General features: G+C 66.4%; 27 protein-coding genes and 1 tRNA gene. 8 read left to right on the forward strand and 20 right to left on the reverse strand.

Annotated elements, in window-relative coordinates:
* Positions 1-85: 85 nt before the first annotated feature.
* Positions 86-1,942 (forward strand): carbon starvation CstA family protein, encoded by a 1,857-nt coding sequence (locus NO930_RS00565; RefSeq protein WP_137783236.1) that lies wholly within the window; start codon positions 86-88, stop codon positions 1,940-1,942.
* A 100-nt stretch (positions 1,943-2,042) separates the two neighbouring features.
* On the opposite strand, the gene NO930_RS00570 is transcribed toward NO930_RS00565, so the two are convergent.
* Positions 2,043-2,714, reverse strand: a complete 672-nt coding sequence (locus NO930_RS00570; protein ID WP_137783237.1) for a DUF8052 family protein — start codon at positions 2,712-2,714, stop codon at positions 2,043-2,045.
* On the reverse strand, positions 2,707-3,087 hold the full coding sequence (locus tag NO930_RS00575; protein WP_137783238.1) for a cupin domain-containing protein: 381 nt from the start codon (positions 3,085-3,087) through the stop codon (positions 2,707-2,709). Before NO930_RS00575 ends, NO930_RS00570 begins: the two co-directional genes overlap by 8 nt.
* A gap of 133 nt (positions 3,088-3,220) precedes the next feature.
* Here NO930_RS00575 and NO930_RS00580 point away from each other — a divergent pair, with 133 nt between their 5' ends.
* The 4 genes from NO930_RS00580 to NO930_RS00595 all read left to right on the forward strand — a co-directional run bounded on the left by NO930_RS00580 (position 3,221) and on the right by NO930_RS00595 (position 4,937).
* The gene (locus tag NO930_RS00580; RefSeq protein ID WP_137783239.1) at positions 3,221-3,454 is read left to right on the forward strand and encodes a DUF8007 family protein; all 234 of its coding nucleotides are present in this window, start codon (positions 3,221-3,223) and stop codon (positions 3,452-3,454) included.
* A gap of 57 nt (positions 3,455-3,511) precedes the next feature.
* Positions 3,512-4,198, forward strand: coding sequence for a DUF5828 family protein (locus NO930_RS00585; RefSeq protein WP_256402153.1), 687 nt, complete (start codon positions 3,512-3,514; stop codon positions 4,196-4,198).
* Between the two features lie 45 nt (positions 4,199-4,243).
* The gene (locus NO930_RS00590) at positions 4,244-4,483 is read left to right on the forward strand and encodes a DUF8001 family protein (RefSeq protein ID WP_137783241.1); all 240 of its coding nucleotides are present in this window, start codon (positions 4,244-4,246) and stop codon (positions 4,481-4,483) included.
* A 64-nt stretch (positions 4,484-4,547) separates the two neighbouring features.
* The gene (locus NO930_RS00595; protein WP_256402154.1) at positions 4,548-4,937 is read left to right on the forward strand and encodes a helix-turn-helix domain-containing protein; all 390 of its coding nucleotides are present in this window, start codon (positions 4,548-4,550) and stop codon (positions 4,935-4,937) included.
* 38 nt (positions 4,938-4,975) lie between these two features.
* Here NO930_RS00595 and NO930_RS00600 read toward each other — a convergent pair whose 3' ends face one another.
* The gene (locus NO930_RS00600; protein ID WP_137783243.1) at positions 4,976-5,569 is read right to left on the reverse strand and encodes an IMP cyclohydrolase; all 594 of its coding nucleotides are present in this window, start codon (positions 5,567-5,569) and stop codon (positions 4,976-4,978) included.
* Positions 5,570-5,791: 222 nt separating this feature from the next.
* Here NO930_RS00600 and NO930_RS00605 point away from each other — a divergent pair.
* Positions 5,792-5,864, forward strand: a tRNA-Gln gene (locus tag NO930_RS00605).
* A gap of 148 nt (positions 5,865-6,012) precedes the next feature.
* Here NO930_RS00605 and cgi121 read toward each other — a convergent pair.
* The 12 genes from cgi121 to cheY all read right to left on the reverse strand — a co-directional run bounded on the left by cgi121 (position 6,013) and on the right by cheY (position 19,380).
* The gene (gene cgi121, locus NO930_RS00610; protein ID WP_425601433.1) at positions 6,013-6,642 is read right to left on the reverse strand and encodes a KEOPS complex subunit Cgi121; all 630 of its coding nucleotides are present in this window, start codon (positions 6,640-6,642) and stop codon (positions 6,013-6,015) included.
* Positions 6,639-9,086, reverse strand: a complete 2,448-nt coding sequence (locus NO930_RS00615) for an ATP-dependent DNA helicase (protein ID WP_256402155.1) — start codon at positions 9,084-9,086, stop codon at positions 6,639-6,641. The genes cgi121 and NO930_RS00615 overlap by 4 nt, the downstream gene beginning before the upstream one ends.
* A 67-nt stretch (positions 9,087-9,153) precedes the next feature.
* Positions 9,154-10,026 (reverse strand): zinc metalloprotease HtpX, encoded by an 873-nt coding sequence (gene htpX, locus NO930_RS00620; RefSeq protein ID WP_137783382.1) that lies wholly within the window; start codon positions 10,024-10,026, stop codon positions 9,154-9,156.
* Positions 10,027-10,103: 77 nt separating this feature from the next.
* Positions 10,104-11,840, reverse strand: a complete 1,737-nt coding sequence (flaJ, locus tag NO930_RS00625; RefSeq protein WP_137783383.1) for an archaellar assembly protein FlaJ — start codon at positions 11,838-11,840, stop codon at positions 10,104-10,106.
* 57 nt (positions 11,841-11,897) lie between these two features.
* Positions 11,898-13,571 carry a type II/IV secretion system ATPase subunit gene (locus NO930_RS00630; protein WP_137783384.1) on the reverse strand — a complete coding sequence of 558 codons (1,674 nt, stop codon included), beginning with the start codon at positions 13,569-13,571 and terminating at the stop codon, positions 11,898-11,900.
* Between the two features lie 21 nt (positions 13,572-13,592).
* Entirely contained in the window at positions 13,593-14,345 is a 753-nt protein-coding gene (gene arlH / locus NO930_RS00635) for an archaellum protein ArlH (RefSeq protein WP_137783385.1), read from the reverse strand.
* Positions 14,346-14,816 carry an archaellum stator protein ArlG gene (gene arlG / locus NO930_RS00640; protein ID WP_256402156.1) on the reverse strand — a complete coding sequence of 157 codons (471 nt, stop codon included), beginning with the start codon at positions 14,814-14,816 and terminating at the stop codon, positions 14,346-14,348.
* On the reverse strand, positions 14,817-15,290 hold the full coding sequence (gene arlF, locus NO930_RS00645) for an archaellum stator protein ArlF (protein WP_137784512.1): 474 nt from the start codon (positions 15,288-15,290) through the stop codon (positions 14,817-14,819).
* A complete protein-coding gene (locus NO930_RS00650; protein ID WP_256402157.1) occupies positions 15,280-17,187 on the reverse strand; it encodes a FlaD/FlaE family flagellar protein in 1,908 nt (635 codons plus the stop codon). Before NO930_RS00650 ends, arlF begins: the two co-directional genes overlap by 11 nt.
* Before the next feature lie 101 nt (positions 17,188-17,288).
* Complete coding sequence (locus tag NO930_RS00655; RefSeq protein ID WP_256402158.1) at positions 17,289-17,819, reverse strand: chemotaxis protein CheD; 531 nt, start codon at positions 17,817-17,819, stop codon at positions 17,289-17,291.
* Positions 17,816-19,024, reverse strand: coding sequence for a chemotaxis protein CheC (locus NO930_RS00660; RefSeq protein WP_256402159.1), 1,209 nt, complete (start codon positions 19,022-19,024; stop codon positions 17,816-17,818). Before NO930_RS00660 ends, NO930_RS00655 begins: the two co-directional genes overlap by 4 nt.
* The gene (gene cheY, locus NO930_RS00665; RefSeq protein WP_137784070.1) at positions 19,024-19,380 is read right to left on the reverse strand and encodes a chemotaxis protein CheY; all 357 of its coding nucleotides are present in this window, start codon (positions 19,378-19,380) and stop codon (positions 19,024-19,026) included. The genes NO930_RS00660 and cheY overlap by 1 nt, the downstream gene beginning before the upstream one ends.
* 263 nt (positions 19,381-19,643) lie before the next feature.
* On the opposite strand from cheY, the gene NO930_RS00670 reads away from it, so the two are divergent.
* Positions 19,644-20,093: a zinc ribbon domain-containing protein gene (locus NO930_RS00670; RefSeq protein ID WP_256402160.1), complete on the forward strand. Its 450-nt coding sequence runs from the start codon at positions 19,644-19,646 to the stop codon at positions 20,091-20,093.
* A gap of 45 nt (positions 20,094-20,138) precedes the next feature.
* Here the strand turns inward: NO930_RS00670 and NO930_RS00675 are convergent, their stop codons facing one another.
* The 4 genes from NO930_RS00675 to NO930_RS00690 all read right to left on the reverse strand — a co-directional run bounded on the left by NO930_RS00675 (position 20,139) and on the right by NO930_RS00690 (position 23,062).
* Positions 20,139-20,918 (reverse strand): DUF7500 family protein, encoded by a 780-nt coding sequence (locus NO930_RS00675; RefSeq protein WP_256402161.1) that lies wholly within the window; start codon positions 20,916-20,918, stop codon positions 20,139-20,141.
* A gap of 84 nt (positions 20,919-21,002) precedes the next feature.
* Positions 21,003-21,725: an archaellin/type IV pilin N-terminal domain-containing protein gene (locus tag NO930_RS00680; RefSeq protein WP_256402162.1), complete on the reverse strand. Its 723-nt coding sequence runs from the start codon at positions 21,723-21,725 to the stop codon at positions 21,003-21,005.
* Positions 21,726-21,727: 2 nt separating this feature from the next.
* Positions 21,728-22,345, reverse strand: a complete 618-nt coding sequence (locus NO930_RS00685; protein WP_256402163.1) for an archaellin/type IV pilin N-terminal domain-containing protein — start codon at positions 22,343-22,345, stop codon at positions 21,728-21,730.
* Positions 22,346-22,723: 378 nt separating this feature from the next.
* A complete protein-coding gene (locus tag NO930_RS00690) occupies positions 22,724-23,062 on the reverse strand; it encodes a hypothetical protein (RefSeq protein WP_049983856.1) in 339 nt (112 codons plus the stop codon).
* Between the two features lie 186 nt (positions 23,063-23,248).
* On the opposite strand from NO930_RS00690, the gene NO930_RS00695 reads away from it, so the two are divergent.
* Positions 23,249-23,587: a helix-turn-helix domain-containing protein gene (locus tag NO930_RS00695; protein WP_008847358.1), complete on the forward strand. Its 339-nt coding sequence runs from the start codon at positions 23,249-23,251 to the stop codon at positions 23,585-23,587.
* A 70-nt stretch (positions 23,588-23,657) separates the two neighbouring features.
* Here NO930_RS00695 and NO930_RS00700 read toward each other — a convergent pair whose 3' ends face one another.
* A complete protein-coding gene (locus NO930_RS00700; protein ID WP_137783498.1) occupies positions 23,658-24,386 on the reverse strand; it encodes an RAD55 family ATPase in 729 nt (242 codons plus the stop codon).
* Between the last annotated feature and the right edge of the window lie 52 nt (positions 24,387-24,438).

Genomic DNA, 24,438 nt, shown 5'->3' on the forward strand with positions numbered 1-24,438 from the left:
GGCGGCCGTTTTTCCGCCCGTCCTCACGAGTGAAGACAATACTTAAGTATTCGATCGTGAACCAATACCACGAGGCAGGGAACCAATGACAAGTGTAATCTGGATCGTAGCTGCCGTGCTCGGCACGTTCACCGTAGGGTATATGGGATACTCGCGGTACCTCTCGCGGTTCGTCGACCTCGACGACAGCCGAGAGACGCCGGCACACAAGTACGAAGACGGACAGGAGTACGTACCGGCGAAAAAGCCGGTGCTACTGGGGCATCACTTTTCGAGCATCGCGGGCGGCGCACCGATCGTCGGCCCGATCACGGCGGGAGCCATCTGGGGGTGGGTCCCGGCGCTTCTGTGGGTGGCCATCGGCAACCCGCTGATGGGGGCGGTTCACGACTTCATCTCGCTGTCGAGTTCGATCCGACACGAGGGCCGGTCGATCGGGTACATCGTCGGTCAGTACGTCGGTGAACGCGGGAAGGACCTGCTGTTGTGGTTCGCGTTCCTCACGATCATCCTCGTCGTGGCGGTGTTCGCGCTCGTGGTCGGCATCGTGTTCAACGCGTACCCGCAAGTGACGACCGCGAGCTTCGTGTACATCCTCTTGGCGCTGGCGTTCGGGGTGTACCTCTACCAGCTCAACGGTCCGTTCATCCCGGGGACGATCCTCTTCGTCGCCGGCGTGTTCGCCGGCGTCTGGCTGGGGATTCAGTACCCGGTCGCGCTGTTCGAGCTGGCCGGCGACGCCAGTCACCCGGCGGGCACCTTCGTGCTGTTCAGCGGGACCGGAAGCTGGGTCCCCGGCGCGTCGGCGCTCGGCGGCAACACCGCGGCGTGGATCCCCGTGATCATGGTGTACGGCGCGATCGCGAGCGCGCTCCCGGTGTGGGTGCTTCTCCAACCGCGCGACTACCTCTCGTCGTTCCTGCTGTACGCCGGGGTCGGCGGCGGAGTCATCGCGATCATCGTCGGCACGATCCTCGGAACGTCCGGCCAGCCGCTCGTCGTCGACTCGTCGATCGGCATGTTCGAGGGCTTCTGGGGCGTCGAAGCGGCGGGACTGTACCCGCTCTTCCCGCTGCTTTTCATCACGATCGCCTGCGGGACGATAAGCGGGTTCCACTCGCTCGTCTCCTCCGGAACGACCTCGAAACAGCTGAACAAGGAGAGCGACGCCCGCCTCATCGGCTACGGCGGGATGCTCGGCGAGGGGTTACTCGCCGCGCTCGCACTCTCGACGCTCGCGGTCGCCGGCTTCGCCGGTGACGCCGCAGCCGGCGGGATCGGCGGCGCGCTGCCGAACTTCGCGAGCGGCGGCGGGATCATCCTCACGAGCCTCGGCATTCCGGAGACGATCGGTGCCGTGTTCATGGCGCTCGTGCTAGTGAGCTTCCTTCTCACCTCGACCGACACCGCGGTCCGACTGGGTCGGTACATGATGGAGGAGATCGTCGGCATGGACGACGGGATGACGGTAAGCGGGCTCTCGCCGAACCTCGGCTCGATCGCCCGCGGTCGGTACACCAACCCGCTCTTCCAGATCGGCATCGGCTACCTGCTCGTCATCTCCGGCGAGTGGGCGACGCTGTGGGCGCTGTTCGGCGGCGCGAACCAGCTGCTCGCGGCGCTCGCGCTGTTGACCGCCACCGTCTGGCTCGCCAACTGGGACGAGTCCAAGCAGCTGATCTCCACGGGTCTCCCGATGGCGGTGATGGTGACCATCACCGTGCTCGGCCTCACGTGGCTGGCGTTCTATCAGAACCTCTACACGAACCTGATCGGCGGCGGCGCGGACACGCTCGGCGCACAGATCTCGTCTGTGACGCAGATGATCCTCGCGCTCGTGCTGATCGGGCTCGCGCTGTCGCTCGTGAAGATCGGCCTCGGCAACATTCGGTCGGTCCGCGGCGGCGGTGAGACGCCGGCGGCAGAACCGAGCGACGACTGACGCCCTCGCGGTCCGGTCCGACCGGGGTCCCCTGCTCCGTTCCTCCACGCGGATCGCTTTTTCACCCGTTCCACAGACGACGCGTCCGTCTGGCGGTCGCTCACCGCCAGAATCGCTTCGCGAACCGCGAAAAGAACCCCTCCTCGGGCTCTTCGACCGGCTCCCACAGTCGAAACGCGCCGGCGACGTCTGCGACCTCGCTGGCGACGAGGCGTTCTTCGGCCGGCGCGACGACGACGAGGTTCACCTCGTAGTGGCCGTAGTAGCCGAGCTTCAACAGGGTCCGGTCGCGAAACCCCTCGACGAAGTCGGCGACCGCGTCGGGGACCCGGTCCGCGACGAGCACGACCGTGACGTCGGTGCCGTAGTGCTGCTCGTCGCCCTCGACGCGGTCGTCGGCGACGTCGTGGGCGAACTCGACGAGCCGCTCGACGTCGGCGACCGCGGGAACCTCGACCCGGCGCGCGAACACGTGTTCCATCATGTCGTGGTCCGCGTAGCTCAACGCGGGGTGGAGGAACTGCTTCTGGTTGCGCAGCCGCATCCGCGCGTACAGCTCGAACCGCTCGCCGCGCTCGACGACGTCGGACTCCAGGTCGTAGCTGTACATGAGCCGGTCGGAGACGCGGTCGAGGTACTCGTCGTCGTAGTCCGGGACGTTCTCGCGAATCTCCGCCGGGAGCGTCTCGGGATCGGGACGATCGGTGTCGCGACCGCCGTCGCCTCGCCCGTCAGTCGGATCGCCGCCGTCGCCGCCGGCGTGTTCACTCATCCGCGGGGTCGTACGCGACCGCGTCGTCCGCGGCCGGCGGAGCGCCGATCGCGAGCACCGTTACGGGACCGCCGGCGTCGTCGGGGTTGTACGCCCGCTGCGGGCTCTCGGGGTCGACGACGAACAGCTCGTCCGTCTCGATCTCGTAGGTCCCGTCCGGCGTCTCGACGGCGAGCGTTCCCGACAGCACGTAAAACGCCTCCTGTTGGGTTTCGTGGTAGTGGTACGCGAGCGGCAGCTGCTCGCCGGGCTCGGCGCGGAAGCGGTTGATAGCGGCGTGTTCGAGTCCGCCCGGATCCGAGAGCTTCCGGCACTCGCAGGGTCGGTCGGGTGCTGGATCGACTGCGTCCGCGTCGACGACTCGATATCCCATGCGAGCCAGTTCCACGGAGTAGTAAAAAGGCCGTCGGGCCGCGGCGGTAGGCCGGACCGCCGGCATCACTCGACTGAAGGGCAGTCAGCGGCGGGTTTTAACTCCGTGGAGCGGAAGATTGTAACAGAGAATCATGTCCGACCAAGAGATCCGAACCGAGGCGTGCGGTCGGTGCTCGATGTCGGCGGTCGTCGGCGCGGTGAGTGACGATCAGGGCGACGAGGAGCGCGCGGAGCGCGACCCGTTCGGCGAGGCGCGGATCGAGGTCGACGAGTCCTCGATCCGCCGCGTGTCGCCGGCGGGATTCCTCAGCGATCTCAAAGATCGGATCGACGCGCTCGGGCGACGCCTCGCGTACGGGAAGTAGACGCGACCCGTCAGGTGAGAGACTTATACCGGTTCGATTCCTAGCGGGGTCAACGCGATGGAAGAGAGCATCTCCGGGTTCAAGATCCGCGGGGACTGGGGCGACGTCGTCGAACACGGCGAGCGGATCGCACTCGCGCTCCGTGAAACCGGAGTCGACGGCGACGCGTACCACGACTTCGACGACTGGCGGCCGAAGTCTCACGAACGTATCGACGAAGACGTATCAGAAAAGACCGCAGAACAGGCCTCCGTCAGCGAAGGCGAAGGCGAGCGGGCCGGAAAGACGCCGGGAGAAGACCTGCAGACGGCCGGAGAGAAGCTCACTGAGTCCTACGAGAAGGTCGGCGAAAACGACACCGAAAGCGCCGTCGAGCGGTGGGGCGAGTCGATCGGACACGTCGCCCGCGCGGCCGACTCCGCGAGCCGCAAGGCGCTCCGGAAGGTCGAAGACACGGTCTACCGGAAGGTGATGACCCAGATGGCACCGTACTACTTCGACAACGAACTCGTCAGCGCCAACGTTCAGGAGGTCGGCCGCGGCGAAGCCGGCGAGACGTTCGTCTTCGAAGTGAACATCAACGACGACGATCTCAAAGCCGAGGTGAGCGACGTCCTCGCCGAGTACGAGTCGGAGATCGACCGCTGGCACGTCGAAGCCGAGAAGCGGACGGAAGACGTCGCCGCGGCCGAAGGCGTCGAACCCCCCGAAACCGAGGGTGGTCCCGACTCCACGACGACGTGACCGACGCACCGAACGGATTTACTTCCCGGACCTCGAACTGCGTCCATGACTGAGGTGCTTCGGGTCGCCGCGGGCGAACTGTCGGCCGACGAACTGATAGACGCCCTCAACGACGGACGGCGGATCCTCGTCGACGTCGAAGTCGCCGGCGGGTCACACGAGGTCGTGCTCCGATACGACGGAGAGACGTATCACTGTGACACGCCGACGAACCTCCACCGCCACGCGGACGAATCGGAGATGCGCGGCTGTCTCGACCAGATGGGATACGCGGCCGCGGAGTGACTCGCCCCGTGACCGGCTCCGACGGGACACCGATGTTTAACCCGGGCGGGGTCGAACGACGGCCATGAGCGATCCCGAGATCGAGGACCTCGTCGGCGACGTGTCCCCTTCGTTCGAACACGTGCTCTCCTGTGTGTTCGGCGTTCGCGACCACGAGAGCCGCACGTACCTCGTGTTGCTCGATCATCCGGGAAGCACGGTCGCCGAACTCGCGTCGACGCTCGACCGGGACCGATCGAACGTGAACCGGTCGCTCTCGACCCTGCGAGAGAAGGGGCTCGTCGAGCGCCGCCGGCGGCTCCTCGACTCCGGCGGATACGTCTACCAGTACACCGCGATCCCGATCGCGGAAGCGAAGACCAGACTCCACGACGCACTCGACGAGTGGGTCGAGGGCGTTCACGCCGCGATCGACGGGTTCGATCCCCATGCCGACACCGACGAACTCGAATAGCCCGCGGTCTCGACGCCGGCCGCGGTTCCGTTGACGGACTACGAGGTGTCGTTGTCGAACGCGAGCGTGACGCCGTCGTCGTCGACGGTCGCCCCGGCCGCACACACCGGGTGTTCGAAGTCGGCGGCGAGGACCTCCGTCGCCGCGTCCGCCGCGTCCGCGGCCGCAAGCGGGTACGGCTCCGGACTGTCGGTCTCGTAGGTCGCGACGATCGTCGGCTCGTCGACCGATTCGACGAGCAACGCGTCCCGTCGGACGGTCCCGACCGTCGCGGTGTCTGCCTCGACGACGCCCGCGATCCGCGGGGTGTCGTAGTCGTCCTTCTCGAAGTCGAGCGCGAGCAGCGCGGCCGCGAGCGCGTCACGAGCCGGATATCCCCGTTCCAGTTTCTCCGCGATCGGGTCGACGTGCGAGCCGTTGCCGACGACGGCGCGCGCGTCGCCGGTCGGCGCGCGGACCGCCCGCGCGCAGTTGTACGAGACGTACGGGTTGTCCGTCTCGGGCGCGTCCGGCGTGGGACCGACGGTGAGCGTCCCGTCGCGGTCGATCACGCGACGGTTCGGGAACGACCGAGAGGAGACCCGATACGCTCCGATTCCGGGAGCGACGACGACGAATCGTCCGACGTACATACAGATTCGTGGCGATTGTGTCCGCTAAAACGCATCGATCTGTTCACGTTCGTCGATCGAATTCTCGTTCGATGCGTCGGCCCGTCCGCGCCCGTGACCGACCGTCCCGCCCTCCGCGGCACGTCGCACACGAGGTGTGCCGAGTCGGACGCTGTGAACGACTCGCAGAGCGCCCCCAACGCGCAACGCTTACAAACACCCGTTGGCTACGAGTGAGTGCACAGTCCATTGGGGTAGTGGCCAATCCTGTTGCCTTCTGGGGGCAACGACCCTGGTTCGAATCCAGGATGGACTATTCTCGCGGTCCGCGTCCTCCGACGCCGATCGACGTCACCGCCAACGGCGGCCCGCGCTCCCGCGGAAGTCAGAATTTCAACTGGAACAATATCTCCGCCACGTAGTGCGTTTTCCACTTGAAAAAAAGGGGTCGCAGGACGTCGGACTCACTTCCCTACGTCCAGCAGCGCGACGCGCTCCCGGACGATGTCGGCGATGTCGCCGTCGACCGCGTCGAGTTCGCGATCGCCGATATCGAACGCCTCACGCACGCGGTCCTCGTCGAACCCGTGCGCCGGTCCGCGGTCGTCCGCTGGGGCGAACGGCGTGCGTTCCTCAACCGCCGTGACGGCTACGTCGACGTCGGCCGCCGGTCGATCCGTGCCCGACACCGCACCGAAGTCGACGAACAGGAGGGCGACGCGGTTTTCTCTTTCCGCGACCCCGAGACGGAGCGCCCGGTCGATCTGACGGCGTCCGGCCGCGTACAGGAGTATCTCCACGCCCGGGTCGCGGGCGACGGCCTCACCGCGAGCGATCGCGCGGGCGGCGAGACGGGTCGCCTCCCGCAGGTGCGCCTCGGAGACGACGAGGTCGGCGTCGAACGCCTGCACGACCGTCCCGGTCTCGGTCGATATCGCGTCGAGTTCGCCGAGAAACGCGTCGAGGTCGTCGATGCGCGCGGAGCCGTACCGGATACGGTGTGGGGGAACGGGCGGATCGACGGCGGTCGTTCCGCCGTCATCTCGGGCGGACGCGGTCCGGTCTCCCGCCGTCTCGGAGCGGTCGCCCGTCACTGAAAATCACCCAGACTCGCCTGTCCTTCCCCGTCGTCGTCGCTCGCGGAGCCGGCCGTCGCCGCCGCGGACGCCGAGCTGTCGGGGCGGACGTCGTCCATCGACGGATCCTCGCGCCCGGCGTGTTCGAGGATCCGCTCCGCGGTCCGCTCGCGCCCCCGGAGCGCACCGAGCACGACGGCCTTATCGGCCTCGCGGAGGTCGGCGCGGCTCTCGACGCCCGCCTCGTACAGCCGCCGAGCGCGCTTCCGTCCGACGTTTCGAACGCCGGCGAGGTCGAGCAGTTCCTCGCGAACGCCGTACTCGATCCGCTTTCTGGCCTCGCGGACCGCGACGACGACGTCGCCGTCGACGTCCTCGACGTCGCCGGCGAGCGTCTCGGCGGCTCGGAGGAGCCACTCCGCGGTCTCGACCTTTCCGCGGATGTCCCCCGGTCCCACGCCGTACCGCTCTGCGATCCGGTCCTCGTCGGCCTCCGTGGCCCAGTCTTCGAGCAGCCGAGCCGTCTTCAGCGACGCGAGCCAGTCTTCGAACCGTACGTCCTCGTACTCGGAGGGAACGTCGCCGAGGAACTCACCCTCCCGCTCGTAGCAGACCTCCGTGTACTCCTCGCGATCCCCCGATTTCAGGTAGAGTTCGTACATGTCCGGCGTGCGGCTGACGAGGTGGTAGAGCCCGAGCGGCGTCACGTCCGGCGGCGATCCCGCGGTGTCGGCGTCGATGTCGTCGCCTCCCTCGTCGGCGGGCGCGCCCTCGCTCGGCTCGGCCTCGCCGGCGCGCGCGTAGGTACCGAATCCGCGGTCGTCACCGGCGGCTCGGACGAACTCGCCCGTGTCGCCGTCGTCGTTCGCCTTTCCGGCTTCTCGGAGTCCGTCTATCATCTCCGCGGCGCTCATCGGGTCGAGGTAGAGCCGCGAGACGGTGTGGCCGATCCCGGTCGCGGTGAGGCTCTCCGCCCCGTCTCCGCGGTCGCGGTCGAGGAAGCCGTTGACCGCCAGGTAGTCGAGGACGGTGTCGGTGACCGCGGCGAGTCGGCCGTCGTCGTCCGTCTGGGTCGCGTAGAGCGTGTTATCGAGAAACGAGAGCAGTCCGTCGCGCGTGGACGCGAAGCCGGAGGCGACGGTGGCGAGCACGTGGGTCCGGAGCGCGGGCTCGGCCGCGAGCTTCGAGCGGACGGGCTCGGGGTCGGCCCAGACGTACCGCTCGAACAGCTCGTCTTTGGTGTCGGCGTCGCTCGCGAGCAGCACCGCCTCGCCGTACGGGTCGAGCCCGGGCCGCCCCGCGCGCCCGCACATCTGATGGATTTCGAGCACGTCGAGCGGCTTCATCCCGCCAAACTCCCCGTCGTAGCGCCGCCAGTCGCGGACGATCACCCGACGGGCTGGCGTGTTGACGCCGGCGGCCAGCGTCGGTGTCGCTGAGACGCACTTGATCAGTCGGTCGCGGAACGCGTCTTCGACGAGGCTCCGGTGCTCGCTCGCGAGCCCGGCGTGGTGGAACGCGGACCCCCGCTCGACGGCGTCCGCGAGGTCCGTTGCGGTGTCCGCGTCGGAGACGCCACGTATCTCCTCGGCGAGGTCGCGGAGTCGGTCGCGCTCGTCGTCGGTGAGCCGCGACGCGGTGACGTCGGCGAGCCGCCGAGCCGCCGACTCGGCGTTGCGCCGGGAGTTGACGAAGACGAGCGACGACCCGCCCTGTCCGTCTTCTTCGGTATCCAAGGCGTCGGCGACGAGCCGGGGCGTCTGATCCTCGCCGCGGTCCACCGTAACCTCCCGTTTGCTCCCGTCGTCGAAGTCGATAGCGTTGCCGTAGTGGACCCCGATCCGGAGGTCGATCGGCCGCCAGTCGGACTCGACGAGTTCGGCGTCGAGCCAGTCGGCGATCACGTCGGCGTTGCCGACCGTGGCCGAGAGCGCGACCGTCTGGAGTCCGGGGTTCACCTTTCGGAGCTTCGCCAGTGTCACTTCGAGCGTCGGACCGCGATGTGAGTCGTCGACGAGGTGGACCTCGTCGCTCACGACGCAGGTGAGGTCGTCGATCCAGGGCGCGCCGTTGCGGATGAGCGAGTCGACCTTTTCAGAGGTGGCGACGATGACGTCGCGGGTCGCGAGCCACTCGCCGTCGGACTCGTAGTTCCCCGTGGAGACGCCGACCGTGACCCCGTGGTCCTCCCAGCGCTCGAACTCCGCTTTCTTCTCGCTGGCGAGCGCGCGTAGCGGGACGATGTAGAGGGCCTTGCCGCCGCGTTCGACGGCCGCGAGCATGGCGAGTTCGGCGATGAGCGTCTTCCCGGAGGCCGTGGGCACCGCGGCGACGAGGCTCTCGCCGTCGACGACGCCGGCTTCGACGGCCGCCCGCTGTGGCGGGTACAGCTCCGCGACGCCCTCCGATTCGAGCGCCTCGCCGACGCCCGCGGGGAGTCCGGAGAGCGAACTCGGTTGCATTACAGGAGGGTGGGTGTCGATCCGATTTAAACCGTCGGAAGCGGGCGGTGAGAGAACTGGCGGCGGTCTAGGCCGTCTCCATCTCGCGTTCCAGCTCGCGGAGCCGCTCGACTCGGTTCTCCGTCGAGGGGTGCGTCGAGGCGATCTTCCCGATGAACCCGGCTCGGATCGGGATGATGAAGAACGCGTTCATCTCGGCTTCCTGCCGCAGGTCCTCCTGTGGAACGCGGTCCATCCGGCCGTCGATCGTCATCAGCGCCGAGGCGAGCGCGCCGGGCTTGCCCGTGATAAGCGCCGCGCCGCGGTCGGCGGTGTACTCGCGGTACCGCGAGAGCGCGCGGATCAGGAGGAACGAGACGATCCAGACGAGGATCGACACGAGGATCGCGACGATCACCGGCGCGCCCTGTCGGTTGTCGCCGCTGAACAGCCACCCCCACCGCACGATGAAGAAGGCGATAGTCGAGAGGAACGAGGCGATGGTCATCACCATCACGTCGCGGTTCTTCACGTGCGCGAGCTCGTGGGCGAGCACGCCGTCGAGTTCGTCGTCGTCGAGCGAGCGCAACAGGCCCGTGGTCACGGCGACCGTCGCGTTCTTCTTGTTGCGGCCGGTCGCGAACGCGTTCGGCACCTGCGTGTCGGCGACGGCGACCGTCGGCTTCGGGAGGTCCGCCTGCTGGCTCAGGCGCTCGATCCGACGGTGGAGGTCGGGGTACTCGTCGGCGCTCACCTCCCGCGCGCCCATGCTCCGAAGCGCGAGCTTGTCGCTGAAGAAGTACTGGGCAAGCGAGAACGCGCCGAACATCGCGAGCGTGAAGATGATCCCGACGTTGAACACTTCGATCAGGACACCGATGAACACGACGTAGAGGGCGAAAAGCAGGAACATCGTGACTCCCATCCGTCCACGGAGTCCCCAGTCGGTCTTCCAGTCCATGCCCGTGAGTTACCGTTCGCGGCGTTAAAGCTTGCCGGAGCGGACAGACGACGGCGCCCGAACTGCGGCGACCCGAGTCAGATGGACAAGATCGCGTTGACGAGCGTCCGGGTCGCCATCGCGGTCACCGCGCCGAGCCACGTCAGGAGCACGAAGTGGATGTACCCGTTCGCGGGGTTGCCGCCGTCGATCCGGCGGATCATCTGCGAGGAGAGCGCGGCGTTGAACAGCACGACGGTCAAGAGGAGGTACTCGATGAGCGGGATGTCGTACGCGCCGGGGTAGACGATCTGTCCGATGTCCATCTGTTCGAGTCCGAAGTCCGCGGTCAGCTCCGCTAAGATCGCGACGATCTCCAGCCCGATGAAGAAGGCGAACGTCGCCGCCGCCGTGATCCCGTACAGGAGTCCGATGAACGTCAGCGCCGCCTGTCGACGCTGCTCGCGAAGCTGGTTCACGGCGTTCATGTTCTTCGAGATCAGCTCCCCGAGCATCTTCGGATCCCCGCCCATCTGTCGGCCGACGAGGTACATCTCCGAGAACTTCTGGATGAGGTACGACCGCGTGTCGAACGTGAACTCGCGCCACGCACCCTCGGTACTGATACGCATGTTGAGCCGCCGGTAGAGCCGCTCGATGGCCGGCGAGAGGTCCCCGAAGTTCTTCTCGCGCAGCGTGGTCAACACGTCCGTCGTCGTCGACTGCTTCGCGCTCTCGGTCGCGCCGAGCGCCCGGACGAACGAGGGGAACTCGGCGTCGCGGGCCGTGATCGCCTGCTCCGCGTTCCGCAGCACCACGCCGGTGATGATGAGCGGCGAGATGGGCACGGCGAGGTACAGCGGGAGCCGCACGTCGTCGATGAAAAAGAGGAGCCCGGGAAGCCCCGGTCCGTAGCCGAACATCCCGGCGGCCGTGATCCCGATGATCACGAAGGAGAGCCCCCCGCCGATCCCGAGCGACGCCCACAGCTTCAGGTCGCCCGGGGCGCGCTCGTCCGGGTGAAACCAGATCGGATCGTACGGCGAGGTCGCCCGGATCATCGCGTAGAAGCCGAGCTGGACGAAGACGAAGAGCACGATGACCGCCGCCACCGTCGCGGTCGGGTCGTTCCCGGTCAAGATCGGGAGCACGATGGCGAAGACCAACGCGAACGTCATCGAGAGGATCATCGACATGTACAGGTCTTTCATGACCTCCAAGTTCGCCAGCGAGGACTCGTACAGCGTCTCGTACTTCGCGAGCATGACGTCCTGTTCGGAGACGAGGAACTCCTCTAGCGACTGTCCCGCACCCATCGTGTACCCGAGTCGGTCGAAGAAGTCGGCCATCGCGTCCGAGGGGACCTCCTCTGCGCGCCGACGACACGCGTCGTCGAGGCTCTGGTTCCACGTGTCGACGAGGTGGACGACGCGTCGGATCTCCTCTGCTGCGACGCCGTACTCCTCTTCGCGCGCCAGCGTCCGGAACACCTCCATGCGGTCGATGTTCGTCGTCGACAACACCGTCATGTGCGTCATCACGAGATGTAGCTGGTTGTCGATCTTCGTCTCCAGACTGCTGAGGTAGATCTTCGGGTAGATCACCGCCGCGACCAGAATGAGCCCGCCGAACATCGGAACCGGAACGCGGGCCGCGAGGGGCAGCGGAAGGACGAACATACCGACGACGCTCGCGAGGAACACGAGCACCGCGGGGAGCAGCACGAAGCCGACGTACTGCCCCTTCGAGATGTCGAGCTTCTCGTAGGACTCGAGGACCTCCGAGGTCAGATCGGCCGCGGTCGCGAGCCCGTTCCCGACCTGTTTCACTGCCATCGGCTGTGGTGACCCCGCTTTCCGCCGTGGTACTCACCGCCTCCGTTCATCTCGAAGTCACCTGACGTTCCGGTGCATGTCGAAGGGAAGCCCCTCGACGCCGTCGCGCTGGAAGGAGTTGATCGCGTCGTTGACCTCGTGGTAGCCCAAGATCCCCTCCTGAATCATCCGGTTTATCAGCTCCGCGCGGAACTCGAGGTCGTCGTAGATGTCGCGGGTGTCCGCGTAGCCGAGCAGCGTCGCGATCTGCTCTTCTAACACGTAGGAGTTGTTCATCCCCTGGAAGACGATCTCGTCTTCGACTGGGTCCCAGCTGAACACCTCGCGGGTGACGACGCCCTCCATCTCTTTCGAGTACCCCTCGATCTCCTGAACGCTCGTCACCCGACGCAACACCTTGTCGCCCTGTTTCACCCGGTTCTGGAACAGCGCCACGTCGGCGTTGTCCATGAACGTCTCCGGGACGTTGATCGGCTCGGAGGTGAACCGCTGGATCATCGAGACGATGTCTGACGCGTGGAAGGTAAGCATGACCGGGTGACCGGTCTGGGCCGCCTGGAACGCCATGCGACCCTCGGCACCGCGGACCTCGCCCACGATGATGTAGTCGGGGCGCGACCGCAGCGCGGCGGCGACGAGATCGAACATGTCCACGTCCGAACTGCCCTCACCGCCGCCCTCCCGGGTCAGCAGCTGCTGCCACGTGCTGTGCGGCGGGATGACCTCCGCCGTGTCCTCCGCGGTGTAGATCTTGGAGTCGTCGGGGATGTACGAGAGGATGGCGTTCAGCGTCGTCGTCTTCCCCGAGGCCGTCTCTCCGACGACGAACACCGTCTGTTCGTTCTCCAGACAGAGCCAGAGGTACGCCGCGAGTTCGGGCGACAGCGTCCCCCAGTTCGTGATCTGGTTGATAGACAGCGGCACCTCCTCGCCCTGTCGGATCGTGAGCGAGGACCCCTTCAGGGAGACGTCGTCCGAGTAGATGATGTTGATACGCGAACCGTCCGGCAGCGTGGAGTCGACGATGGGGTCGGAGTCGGACAGCGGGTCGCCGATCCGCTCGCCCATGTTGCGGAGCCAGTTGTCGAACTCCTTCGGCGTCCCGAAGTCGACCGTCGTCTCCAGCATCCCGAACGTCCCGTGGTCGACGTGACACTCCTTGGGGCCGATGACGTGAATGTCCTCGTTCGCCGGGTCGCGCATCACCGGTTCCAGCGGTCCGAGCCCGACGATGTCGCGGTTGAGCCGGTATCGGATGTTCTGGTAGGTCTCCTCCGTGACGGAGAGTTTCCCCATGTTCCGCACCTTCGAGAGCCCCCGCCGCCAGCCGGTCGTGTGGTCGTCGACGTGGGTCACCTGCTCTAACAGCTCCTCTATGAGGTCGTCGTACTCCGCCTCGGAGTCGGGCGCGCTGTGTTGACCGCTCACGGAGAGCAGCCGGTTTTTCACCTCGTTGAGGATCTGCGCCTGCGGCCCGGACACCTCCGGCTCGATGGCGTAGTACTTGGTGTCCTGTCCGAGGTCGCCGTAGATGTGGCTGTATATGGGGCCGCCGACCGGGTAGATGACGTTCGGCCGGTTCGACTCGTACTCCGATTTCGGCTCCTCGATGAACTGGGGGAACTCTCCGGTGATCTGTTTGAACTCCCGGAGGTGCTCACGGAGATGCGGCCGCCGCATGGCTGCTTTCCGGAGTTCTTCGGACGGTTTCGCGGTGCCGTGTTCGGTCATGATATCTTTGTGGGTTGGTGGCTACGCGACGCTGCGGCTCTCGATGACGATTCCGGTCCCGGACCGAACCGAGAACCCGATCGTGTCCCCGACCTGTTCGCCCATCCCGGCGAACCGCTTCACGTTGATCTGTCGCCGGATGTCGTTGCCGACCTCGATCATCTCCAGTTCTAAGAAGACGTCCGCGATGGAACGGAACGGGCCGATGGCCTCGTCGTCGACGGCGGAGGGATCCACGGTCAACACGACCACTTTCCCCTGCGAGATTATCTCTCTGAAAAAGGAGATGATCTCGAGGGCCGCCTGCCGCTCCTCGTTCTTCCTGACGAGCGCTTCGAAGGTGGGATCGTTCCGGAAGATGGCGTCGAACGTGTCTAAGAAGACGACGTCCGAGTTCCACATCGCCTCCGCGTTCATCAGCCGCTTGAGGAGCTCCTTGCGTTCGCCGTCGCCGTCGGAGAACGCGCCGCCGGAGTCGAAGTCGGCGTGCAAAAAGAGCAGCTCCTCGTTCAAGAGCGGCTTCACCATGTCGTACTCCAGCGAGTGCATCTGGTCGATGAAGCCGCGGACGGTGAGTTCCGTCGACATCATCGTGACCGACGCGCCCTCCTCGACGAGCCCGTAGGCGAACCGCTGCGAGATGGCGCTTTTGCCGGCCCCGTAGTCGCCCTCCATGAGGACGATACTGCCGCGCGGGATCCCCCCGCCGAGCTCCTTGTTGAGTCGGTCGCGCTCGCCGAGCCCGATCGAGAGGAGGTTGTCAGTGCGGGGCATTTACGCCTCCACCCGGAACTGGAACAGTTCCTCGTCGCCGTTGACCGTCAGGTACACGCGGTGGTCGGTGCCGGAAGCGAGGTTCCCGACGTCTATCGTGAGCCGGAGCACGTCGCCGCGGCTCCACGCCGCGCCGTCGCCGGCGGAGACGAGCTCGCCCGTTTTCGCGTCCGGTCTGACGTACGATCCGTCGAAGAGCACGTCGAGCCCGGAGCCGTCGGGCGCGAGCCGGTAGGTGCCGGTGTTCTTTATCAAGAGCGTGACGGTGTCGTTGCTCGCGTCGTACACACCCCCGCCCGGGTCGGAGATGACCGTGACGTCCGTGCGGAGCGTCTCGGTCGCGTCCAGTCCGGCGTCGTCGACGGCGGCGCTCACCCGGTCGACGCCGGTCGTGATCGTCCCCACGACGCCCGCGGCGATCACGAGGCTCGCGATGAACAGGATCAGGTGTGAAACGGGAACGCTCGCCATCTAGCTCACCTCCGTCACGGTGGCGGCGTCGCGGACGCCGGACTCGACCACGAGGACGACGCGGGTCTCGCCCCCGACGATAGCGGTCGAGAGGTCGGTATCGTCGACGTCGACGACCAGCTCCTCGCCGCCGAGCCAGAGGTCGGTATCGCCGTCGCCGTCGACGGTCGTGTCCGCCGCCTCTCCGCCCACGTCGACGTACTCGTTACCGACGACGAGCGTCGCGTCGCCGGCGACGAGGCCGACCGCGCCGTCGTTTTCGGCGGTCACGGTGAGCGTGTCGGTTCCCGTATCGAACGTCGCGTTCGTCACGGTGAAATCGGTGTTCTGCTGTTGTAAGGCGCGCTCGTGCATCCCGTGTTGGGCGTCGGTGACGCGGTCGAGGCCGTTCGCGGCCACGGGGTAGAACGTCGTGAACGCGAAGAACAGCCCCGCGACGATGATGGCCGTCGAGGCGGAGACGCTAACGCCCATCGCCCCACCCTCCGTCGGCCGGATCGGCCCGGTCGGAACGCGGGTTCGGATCGTTCATCGGTCGCGGCGACCCGCCGTTCCGGTCGCGCTCGCTCGCTCGCTCGGTGCGGCGGTCGGACCGCTCGTCGCGGCGACCGTCTCCTCCCTCGCGGTGGGCGGACCGATCGGTCCGCGCGTCGGCGTCCGGGTCGTGTCCGTTCTCGCGGCGGCCGTTCGCGTCGCGGCGGTCCTCTCCGTCGCGTCTGCGACCGTCGCCGCGCCGATCGCTCCCGCGGCGGTCGGGGTGGCCACGAGACCCCCCTCGGCCGCTTCGTCCGTTGATCGACGGTGCGCCCCCTCCCACGAGCGACCCGCCGGCGAGGTCGTCCCACCGGTCCAAGAGCATCAGGTGACCGCTCGTCCCGTTGAGCTGGGTCACGTATCGGAGACTCCGCGTGTGGTGTTCGCGGACCAGTCGGTCCGTGCCGGGGCGGTCGACGACGTTGCGGTCGATCGTACCGAACCCGGAGAGGAAGTCGCGCAGCCGCGCGGCCGCCTCCGGCCCGACCCACTCGATCCGCTCGTAGTAGTTGATCGCGCGAACCGCATCCGTGACGTCGCTCTCGGAGACCAGGAACTCCAGCCACTCCATCACGAGGAGGTCGCCGACGTAATCGCCGGGAAGCTCCGTGAGGTACGGCTTTCCGCGCCCGCCGGAGAGGTCGTCCGTGCCGACGTACTCGAAGCCGTCGCCGCTCGCCTCTGCGGGGTCCCCGCCGGGGCGTGGGCCGCGCGAGCGATCCGGTTCGGGCTCGGCGTGACTGCTCGGTTCGGGTTCCGGCTCTGGTTCGGCGGGCTCGTCGGCGAAGGGGTCCGCGTCGGACGCCTCTTCGTCGAAGCCGTCCCCGGCCCCGAAGCCGTCGTCGGCGTCGTCGAAGCCGTCGTCGGCGTCGTCGAAGCCGTCGTCGGCGTCGTCGAAACCGTCGTCGGCGTCGTCGAACGGATCGACCTCGTCGTCCGCGCTCTCGCCCGGCTCGTCGAACGGGTCCGTTTCGTCGCCGGGGCCGTCGTCTCCTTCGTCGGCCCAGTCGGCCTCCCCGGCGTCGTACTCCTCTTTCAGCTCGCTGAAGCTCTTTCCATCGTCGTTCATGTCGTCTCCGTCGTCCGCCGTCGCAGTCTCGGACGCGGTGGCGGTATCGCCGTCGTCCGTCTGTTCGTCCGCCTCTAGCTCCCCGAACGCGTCGTCCTCGCCGTCTCCGTCTTCATCGAACTCGTCGTCGAGGAGGTCGTCGTCGAAGAACCCGTCCGCGTCTGCGCTCGCGACGTCCTCGTCGAGGTCGTCGTCCTCGCCGCCCTCCTCGTCGTCGTCGAAGAGGCCGAACGACCCCTCGCCGCCGCCGCTGACGCTGTCGAACCCGCTCGAATCGTCGACGAACGGGTTGATGCCGCGGGTGACCATCTCGTAGATGTCGAGCAGGTTCCGAACGTCCTCTTCGATGTCGTCGACCGCGGCCGATATCTCCTCGTTCTCCGACCTGACCGTCGAGACTGTCGACGACAGCGAGGCGACCTCGTTTTCGAGGTCATCGAGCCGTTTTTCCAGCTCGTCGGTGTCGGATCCGCCGCCACCGCCCCCGTCGTCGAAGCCGTCGTCCCACTCGTCCATGCCGTCGAAATCGTCGAAGCCGTCACCGCCGCCCATGTCTCCGCCCATTCCGCCGCCACCGCCCATCCCTCCGCCACCACCCATCCCTCCGCCGCCGAAGGGGTCGTCGTCGCCGCCCATGCCTCCCGAATCGTCGTCGGATCCGTCATCGTCGTCGAGAAACCGATCGAGGACGCTCGCACCGACGAGCCCCAGCGTGGCGACTATCCATGCAGCCGTCGGAGCTCCCCACACCGGTAGTTCGAGGCCCATTACCAGCATCAACCCGCAGAACACACTTTAATGCACCTCTCAAAATATCAACAGTGAGAAGACGGCGCGTGGACGGCTCGGAGCGTTCGTTCGAGACCGGCTCAAAGCGTCCGTTCGAATCCGTCTGCCGCTCGGACCACGAGCCCGCCGTCGGCCCGGAGCTGCACCGTCCGTCCGACGCCGTCGCCAACGTCGCTCGCGACGATCGGCACGCCGGCCGCCGCGAGCGACTCCTCGGCTCGCTCGACGTTTCGCGGTCCCACCGCGTCGGTGAGGTCCAGCATCTCTGCGCCCCCGGCGATGCGCGCTTCGAGCCGGTCGCCGGACGCGCCCGACCGGCGGAGCCGCTCGATCAGCGTCGCGATACCGGCGTCGACGTACTTCGCCGGCCGGGCGGCCGCGGAGCGAGCGTCGTCTTCGCTCGGCAACATCGCGTGTAACAGCCCGTGCACTTCGGCGTCTCGATCGACAAGCCCGACGGCGACGCACGACCCGAGTCCGCTCGTGGTGAGCGTCTCGCCGTCCGTCGCCACCGCCAACTCGCCGACGCCGACTCTGATTCGTCCGGGGTCGACGCCGGTCTCGTCGCTCTCGGAGGCCCGCCGGCCGCGAGACGGCGACGAGTGGCTCACGGCTCCGAGAGCTGTGCCAGCGCGTCGGCCAGTTCGCGCTCGTCCGGGAGCGCGTACACGTCACACCGCGCCTCGACGCCCTCCGTCCGGATCGCGGCGTCAATCACGAACCCGTAGTCCTGTCGCTGACTCAGCTTCGCGACGAGCGGGCTGATCGTCGCGGAGCCGATGTCGTGGACGAACTCGGGCGGCGAGTGCGCGATGGACGTGCCGAGCACGTTCGCCCACCCGTCGATGAATCCGCTCGTCATCACGTTTCCGAGCTCACAGAGGGCGTTTTCGGCCATGTCTCCGAGCGGTTCGTCCGGCTCCATCGGGAGCATCGCCTCCGCGATGGTCGCCGCGGAGGACTCCTCGAAGAGGATCGCGAGGTAGCCGCTCGGCTTGCCCTGTAGCTCGAACACCGTCCCGGCGTGCGGCTCGACGCCCACCTCGGCCGGCACGTCGGCGAGCGGGACGAACCGGAGCCGGCTCACGTCGACCGTCGTCTCCAGCCCGGTCATCATCGCGATGTTGTCGGCGGCGTTCGCCGAGCCGCGCTTGGCCAGCGACGCGAACGTCGAAAGCGACTCGTACGGGACCGCGGGGCCGCCGACGTCGCCGTCGCTTCCCCCGGCCGCTGCCGCCTCGGTTCCCGGCGCCGCGGCCGCCGCGGTCTTCCCGACGATGAGGTCGCGGAACTGCCCGGAGTCGGGAAGCATGTAGATCGAGAAATCCAGGTCCGTTGTCGTCGCGTCGAGCCGGCTCTCGAAGAGGAACACGCCGTCGCCCGCGAGCGCCCCGTCGGGGAGCACCGCGGCACCGTCCGCCTCGAAGTACCGCGGCGGCGTCATGTCGATCGCCGTACCGAGGTAGTTCGCCCAGCCGTCGAGGAACCCTCCCAGTGCGATGTTGCCGACCTCGCTCACCGCGCTGTGGCCCATCGACTGGCCGCCGGGCAGAAGCGACAGGAGGGCGTCGACGTTGTCGGCGTCGAACGCGAGCACCGCCTCGCCCTCCAGTCCGCCGCGGAGCCCGACGCTCACGCCGATGGACTCCCTGCCCGCGAACGCCTCCGCGAGATCCTCGCCGCTGGCGACGCTCGCCCCGGTGACCTCGACCGCGAGGTCGGTGCCGGTCAGTTCGGAGAGCGCGTCGGCGGCCTGTTTCGCCCCCCGCTCCGAGAGGCGGTTGCAGGCACCGAGCGCCCGGACGTCGACGCGCATTATACCGCCGATCCGATGGCGTCGAGCACGTTCGGCTTCTGGAACGGCTTCGTGATGTACCCCTCCGCGCCCGCCTTGATCGCGGCCTTCATCTTCTCCTCTTGACCGACGCTCGTACACATGATCACGGTCGCCTCGGGATTGTCCTCCATGATCTCCGTCGTCGCCTCGATCCCGTCTCGGATGGGCATCACGATGTCCATCATCACCAGGTCCGGTCCGTGCTCCTCGTACATGTTGACCGCCTCCACACCGTTTTCCGCCTCGCCGACGACCTCGAACTCCCCTTCGAGGATCTCTCGCAGGAGATTCCGCATGAACTCCGAATCGTCCGCGATAAGCACGCGCGTTGCCATAGTTATCCGGAGAACGGAGGAGCCGTCACTTAACCGCTCGCCCGCGGTTCTCAGCGGTGAGAACTACTGGATGTTCGTCGTCGCGCACGCACCCCCGATCGGCCGTCTGCCGATCGGCGACGGACACGCCCTCTGCGTATCAGATGTGAAAGCCACACGCCGACGCTCGGGGCCGGTTCTCTCGAATCCGGTGACGGAGCGGGGATCGACCGAACGCCGCGGTCCGAAGAGTTAAGACCGATCACGCTGGGAATCAGATGAGGATGAAGTCGTGTCCCCGGTGTGAGGCGTCGATCGATGACGAGGCCCGCTACTGCGCCGAGTGCGGCGCGCCGCAGACGGAAGCGGCCGCCGAGGAGCTCGACGAGTACGTGCAGCGACAGGCACAGCAGGTGGCGGCCGACGCCGGAACCGGCGGCAGCGCGGGCGACGGCGGCTCCGACGACGGGTTCTCCCCCACCGAAGCGCTCTCCGACCGCGAACAGCTCTGGCGGCGGGGGTGTTACGTGCTCGGCTACGGGACGATCGTCGTCGCGATCACACAGATCCCGCGGGTCGGCGCGTTCCCACTGGTTCTCGCCGGCGTCGCGATCCTCCCGCCGGTCCGCCGGCTCACCGCCGAGCCGCTCGGGAGCCCGCTGAAACGCGAGGCCATGGCCGGTATCTACGCCGTGTTCGCGCTGATCGGTGCCGCGCTGTTGTTCCTGCTGTAGCGAGCCCGACTCGGAGCCCGCCGCTCACCCGACCGGAGCTCGCGCTCACTCGATTCTGAAGCCGCCGTTCTCCTCTGCCGCACGCACGAGGTCGCCGATGCTGTCGCTCGCCGTGAGTCCCTGGCTCGTCGCGAACCGCTTTATCGCCACCGGGGGCACGTCGACCGTCGTGTCCGCGGCGACGAGGAGCAGCCCCAGCGCCTCCGGCGTCGGCGAGTTCGGGCCGGCGTTCGCCGCGAACCAGCTCACGAGCGCGTCGAACGTCGCGGTCACGTCGTTCGAGACCATGCGCTGGCGCGTCGTCTCCCCGTCGACGTGGAGGGTCGCGTCGATCCCGTACGTGAACCCGTCGTCGTCGAAGGAACTCGCGAGCCACCGACTCACCGCCTGTCGGTCGACCGCGGGAGCGCCGCCGCGCTGTGCGTTCCCGCCCGCGTGTCCCCCGGGCGCTTGTGTCCCCGGGGGCTGACCGCCGGCGGCCTGCCCGCCACGTCCGGTGGGCGCGCGGTCGCCGCGGCCGCCACTCCGTCGGCCGCCCCCGTGTCCGCCCTGCCCACCGCCCCCGCGCTGCTGCCCGCTCGCACCGCCGGCGGCCGCGCTCTCCGCCTGCCCGCCTCCCGGCGGACGGCGCGCGTCCGGGTTCTCGGGGTCGGCCGGCCTGAACGCGGAGTCGTCGCCGGCGGCGCGGTCGGGCTGCGATCGCCCGACGTTCGGCCGGCCGTTCGTCCCGACGACGTACCGGCTCTCCCCGATCTCGACGACGTTCTCGTCGTCGGTGAAGTCGAGTTCGTCGGGGTCGGCTGGCGGTGCGTCGTGGTCACTCATGACGTAGTCGTTATCGCGCGATAAAATAGGTGTTCCGGGCGGCCGACCCGCCGAGGAAGTGGTTACGGGGCTGTGCGAGGCTCGTTAGAGCCGGACGGCTTCGCCGTCCTCGCTGTAGAGGTCGGGTGAGTTGAGTTCAACAGCCGTTGTTGCCGACGACGGTGAGACAATCTCCAGCGAAGACGTCTGGCTTTCACCAAAGGCCTCCTCACCGGTCTGGTGAGCGTAGGTGAAGCTACCATCGTAAACTTGCGTCGTACCATCAAGGCCCTCTGCAGTGAGACTTCCGAATGGTTCGGCACCGGGGTTGACAACAATAGTGTAGTCGTTTTCATTGTTCAACACAGCGTCGTCACCGGAGACCCAGCCACCGGAACTGTTCTGAACTGCGAACTTACTCGCATTGAGTTGACTCACATTATACGTACCATCCAGGGTATTCCCATCAGCAGCCACGTCGGTGAAGACGAGATTTGCCTGTCCATTGGGACCCACTGCTTGGATTGTCGCCTCTGAAAGGTCAATTTGGCTAGACCCAGCAGCACCAGAGACTGAGAGCCGAATTGCTTCAAGTTCGCCTGTGGACTCGCTCCCAACAATTCCGACCTCACTTGTCACATCAATTCTTTCGGAGACGAGGTCTGTACTTTCTTGTCCGGTCGCTTCTGCCTGCGATTGTAGGAACCCGGCTGTGTTGATCAGAACACCTGCAGCGATCGCCGCCACAAGCACCATCGCGATGAACACGATGAGGGTTCCGATCCCCACTTGACCGCGGTCTTCGTTGTTAGTAATGGATTCGAACATTATTATAGCCTCACTGAAGTCTGATCCTGAGTCAGCGTCGTGGGGACGCGGAGCTCAGTGCTCGTTGTTGCACCAGAGGCGGTGGTGAACGTCACAGTTAAGCGATCACCCGACTCAAGCCCGCCCTCTGCGGTATCGTCGTTGTACGCGAAATCACCGGACGTAAGGTCCAATGTGATTTCTGCGCGGTCGCCAGATTCTGTTAGCACGACCTCGTCACCTGTCTCTCCAGTGAACATCTCGATGTTGCCCTCTGCGAGCGTCGAAGAAACCTGGCCACCGGTACCGATCAGTTCGACGCTCACTTCTGTAAGATCGATATTTCCGGCACCCGGCGACTGTGCGACGGTCATTTGGAGTTCGTCGATCGCACGTTCATCACCGTTGCCACTGATGTTGAGGTTAGTCACATTACCGGACTGACTCACGACCTGCAGCCGGTCGCTCACCTGACTTGTACTCTCTTCGCCCGTTGCCTCAGCCTGCGTCTGAAGGAAGCCGGCCGTGTTGATCAGAACACCCGCGGCGATCGCCGCCACGAGCACCATCGCGATGAACACGATGAGGGTTCCAATCCCCACTTGACCGCGCTCTTCCTCGTCCATGATTGCTTCGAACATTGGTTGTGTTGCGTCGGCCCCCGGCCTGCCCGGCGGGCGTTACCAGAGGAGAGTAGGAATTCCCTATTAAACACTCTGTGCCGATTATTCGACTTGATAAACAACTGCAGTCGTGCGATTTTGGTATTAATTTCATCCCGTTATATGTGTATCTTGGATGCACTCGAATCCCGGAGTTATTGGAAGTGATATCGGCGCGTCACGGGGTGTCGTCGCGGATCTCGGACATCGAGGCGACACCCTGTTGGCGCGCGCATGAGCGTTCGTCTCGTCCGTGACGTGACACCGACCCGGTCGGTCGTCGCTCGCGCGACTAGCGGGTCGCGCGTCTCCGACGTCTCGAAGTAGTACGGCGACGGCGGTTCTCGCCCGTTCGTGCTACCGGTCCTGGATCCGCGTCAGCTCCGACTCCGGGATCACGAGCTCCTGCGTCCCGGGCTCGTAGACGACGAGGCTCCCGGCGACGAGCGCCATCGAGGCCGCGAACAGCCCCGTGGTGATCAAAAGCAGCGCCTGCGCGTTCGCGAAGCCCGTCCGAAAGGCCGCGATCGGCGTCCCCACGGCGGCGACGACGACGAGACCGAATCCGACGGCGAGGTACGCCATCGCCGTTCGACCGGACGACCGGTACGCCGCGACCGCGAAGGCCACGAGCGTCGCGCTCGCGCCGGCCAACACGGTAGTCGTAACGAGGTACAACCCCTCGATGAACTCCATACGCTCCGTCCGCAAACTCGACGTATAAACCTACGGTGGCGACTATCACGGGCGATAACACCTGGGCGAGCGCTTCCGACAGTAATCGTCCGTGCACGCACACCGAGACGCTACCGGAGCGCGTTCCCGACCGGGCGATATCACCGGTATCCTTTTAACGTCAAAAAATCAACTGCGATAACGTGAATGGTGGGGGACGACCTGATCACGGTTCTCGGTAACAAGTACAACACGGACATCCTGACCGCGACAGGCGACGCGATGTCGGCGCAGGACCTCAGCGACGAGCTCGACGTGCCGATCGCGACGTGTTACCGACGGATCAACGAGCTCGAAGAGGCGGACCTCCTCGAACTCCACGACCGGCCGCTCTCGGACGAGCACCGTCGAGTGAAGGTGTACCGCCGGAAGGTCGACGGCGTCGAGGTCGACTTCCGCGACGGGCTCACGGTCGAGGTCGAAGAGCGCTCCGCGGTGAAGAACCGTCTCGACGACGTCTGGCGGGACCTCTCGTCGGGACAGTGACGACTCGGACGACTCGGATGTCTCGGCGTCGGGGACGCGGCCGTCTCCCTCCCGCCGATGGGACTCCCGCCTAAAACGACGGCTCGTCGGACCGCCCCATCATCGAGAACCCGCCGGCCCGCTCGTGGACCGTGATCCCTCCCTCGCCGATCTCCATCGGGAAGATGTCGGTGTCGATGTCCTGTTTCCGCATCTTCGCGACCCAGACGTACCGGTTGACGCCGGAATCGGTCGGCGTCTGGATGAAGTAGATGTTCCCGTCGGTGAGGAAGTTCTCCAACCCAACCTCCGTGTCGGGGAAGACGGCTCCCTGTTCGTTGATCAAAAGCGAGGTGAGGCCGTTCGCTTTGAGGATGTCGGAGAACTTCAGGAGGTACGTCCGCTTCTCCTGTTCGGCGTCGAAAAAGAGCTGGAACATCGACAGCGAATCGAGCACGAGCCGGTCGAACTCGCCGTCTTCGACCGTGTCGAGGAGGTGATCGACCGCCGTCGAGAAGTCAGTCTCGCGCAGCATCTCGCGTTTGTCCAATATCACGATGTCGCCGTCGTCGACGAGTTCACCGAACCCGTCGAGGCCGATCGACTCCGCGGCACCGCGGATGTCGGATTCGTCCTCCTCGAAGGAGACGTACACGCCGCGTTCTCCGTGCTCCGTGGCCCCGTGATGGAGGTACTGGATGCCGAAGATGCTCTTTCCGGTACCGGGATTGCCGGAGACGAGAACCGTCGATCGCTCCGTTATACCGCCGGTGAGGATCGAGTCGAGTCCCTCGACCCCGGTGGAGACGAGTTCAGACATTCGTCTCCGTGTTTGCGACGAGAGCATATAAAAGACGATCCGATCGACCGGC

The sequence above is a fragment of the Halorubrum salinum genome, from assembly GCF_024494575.1.
GTDB lineage: Archaea > Halobacteriota > Halobacteria > Halobacteriales > Haloferacaceae > Halorubrum > Halorubrum salinum.

What these genes read in the sequence shown, in the direction of transcription:
- NO930_RS00675 (WP_256402161.1), bottom strand. Translation starts at nt 20,918, where the DNA reads ATGAGTGACCACGACGCACCGCCAGCCGACCCCGACGAACTCGACTTC.
- arlF (WP_137784512.1), bottom strand. Translation starts at nt 15,290, where the DNA reads ATGGGCGTTAGCGTCTCCGCCTCGACGGCCATCATCGTCGCGGGGCTG.
- NO930_RS00575 (WP_137783238.1), bottom strand. Translation starts at nt 3,087, where the DNA reads ATGGGATATCGAGTCGTCGACGCGGACGCAGTCGATCCAGCACCCGAC.
- arlG (WP_256402156.1), bottom strand. Translation starts at nt 14,816, where the DNA reads ATGGCGAGCGTTCCCGTTTCACACCTGATCCTGTTCATCGCGAGCCTC.
- NO930_RS00590 (WP_137783241.1), top strand. Translation starts at nt 4,244, where the DNA reads ATGACTGAGGTGCTTCGGGTCGCCGCGGGCGAACTGTCGGCCGACGAA.
- NO930_RS00595 (WP_256402154.1), top strand. Translation starts at nt 4,548, where the DNA reads ATGAGCGATCCCGAGATCGAGGACCTCGTCGGCGACGTGTCCCCTTCG.
- arlH (WP_137783385.1), bottom strand. Translation starts at nt 14,345, where the DNA reads ATGCCCCGCACTGACAACCTCCTCTCGATCGGGCTCGGCGAGCGCGAC.
- flaJ (WP_137783383.1), bottom strand. Translation starts at nt 11,840, where the DNA reads ATGGCAGTGAAACAGGTCGGGAACGGGCTCGCGACCGCGGCCGATCTG.
- NO930_RS00700 (WP_137783498.1), bottom strand. Translation starts at nt 24,386, where the DNA reads ATGTCTGAACTCGTCTCCACCGGGGTCGAGGGACTCGACTCGATCCTC.
- NO930_RS00680 (WP_256402162.1), bottom strand. Translation starts at nt 21,725, where the DNA reads ATGTTCGAATCCATTACTAACAACGAAGACCGCGGTCAAGTGGGGATC.
- NO930_RS00650 (WP_256402157.1), bottom strand. Translation starts at nt 17,187, where the DNA reads ATGGGCCTCGAACTACCGGTGTGGGGAGCTCCGACGGCTGCATGGATA.
- NO930_RS00580 (WP_137783239.1), top strand. Translation starts at nt 3,221, where the DNA reads ATGTCCGACCAAGAGATCCGAACCGAGGCGTGCGGTCGGTGCTCGATG.
- cheY (WP_137784070.1), bottom strand. Translation starts at nt 19,380, where the DNA reads ATGGCAACGCGCGTGCTTATCGCGGACGATTCGGAGTTCATGCGGAAT.
- NO930_RS00695 (WP_008847358.1), top strand. Translation starts at nt 23,249, where the DNA reads ATGGTGGGGGACGACCTGATCACGGTTCTCGGTAACAAGTACAACACG.
- NO930_RS00685 (WP_256402163.1), bottom strand. Translation starts at nt 22,345, where the DNA reads ATGTTCGAAGCAATCATGGACGAGGAAGAGCGCGGTCAAGTGGGGATT.
- htpX (WP_137783382.1), bottom strand. Translation starts at nt 10,026, where the DNA reads ATGGACTGGAAGACCGACTGGGGACTCCGTGGACGGATGGGAGTCACG.
- NO930_RS00565 (WP_137783236.1), top strand. Translation starts at nt 86, where the DNA reads ATGACAAGTGTAATCTGGATCGTAGCTGCCGTGCTCGGCACGTTCACC.
- NO930_RS00660 (WP_256402159.1), bottom strand. Translation starts at nt 19,024, where the DNA reads ATGCGCGTCGACGTCCGGGCGCTCGGTGCCTGCAACCGCCTCTCGGAG.
- NO930_RS00615 (WP_256402155.1), bottom strand. Translation starts at nt 9,086, where the DNA reads ATGCAACCGAGTTCGCTCTCCGGACTCCCCGCGGGCGTCGGCGAGGCG.
- NO930_RS00600 (WP_137783243.1), bottom strand. Translation starts at nt 5,569, where the DNA reads ATGTACGTCGGACGATTCGTCGTCGTCGCTCCCGGAATCGGAGCGTAT.
- NO930_RS00630 (WP_137783384.1), bottom strand. Translation starts at nt 13,571, where the DNA reads ATGACCGAACACGGCACCGCGAAACCGTCCGAAGAACTCCGGAAAGCA.
- NO930_RS00670 (WP_256402160.1), top strand. Translation starts at nt 19,644, where the DNA reads ATGAAGTCGTGTCCCCGGTGTGAGGCGTCGATCGATGACGAGGCCCGC.
- NO930_RS00570 (WP_137783237.1), bottom strand. Translation starts at nt 2,714, where the DNA reads ATGAGTGAACACGCCGGCGGCGACGGCGGCGATCCGACTGACGGGCGA.
- NO930_RS00690 (WP_049983856.1), bottom strand. Translation starts at nt 23,062, where the DNA reads ATGGAGTTCATCGAGGGGTTGTACCTCGTTACGACTACCGTGTTGGCC.
- NO930_RS00585 (WP_256402153.1), top strand. Translation starts at nt 3,512, where the DNA reads ATGGAAGAGAGCATCTCCGGGTTCAAGATCCGCGGGGACTGGGGCGAC.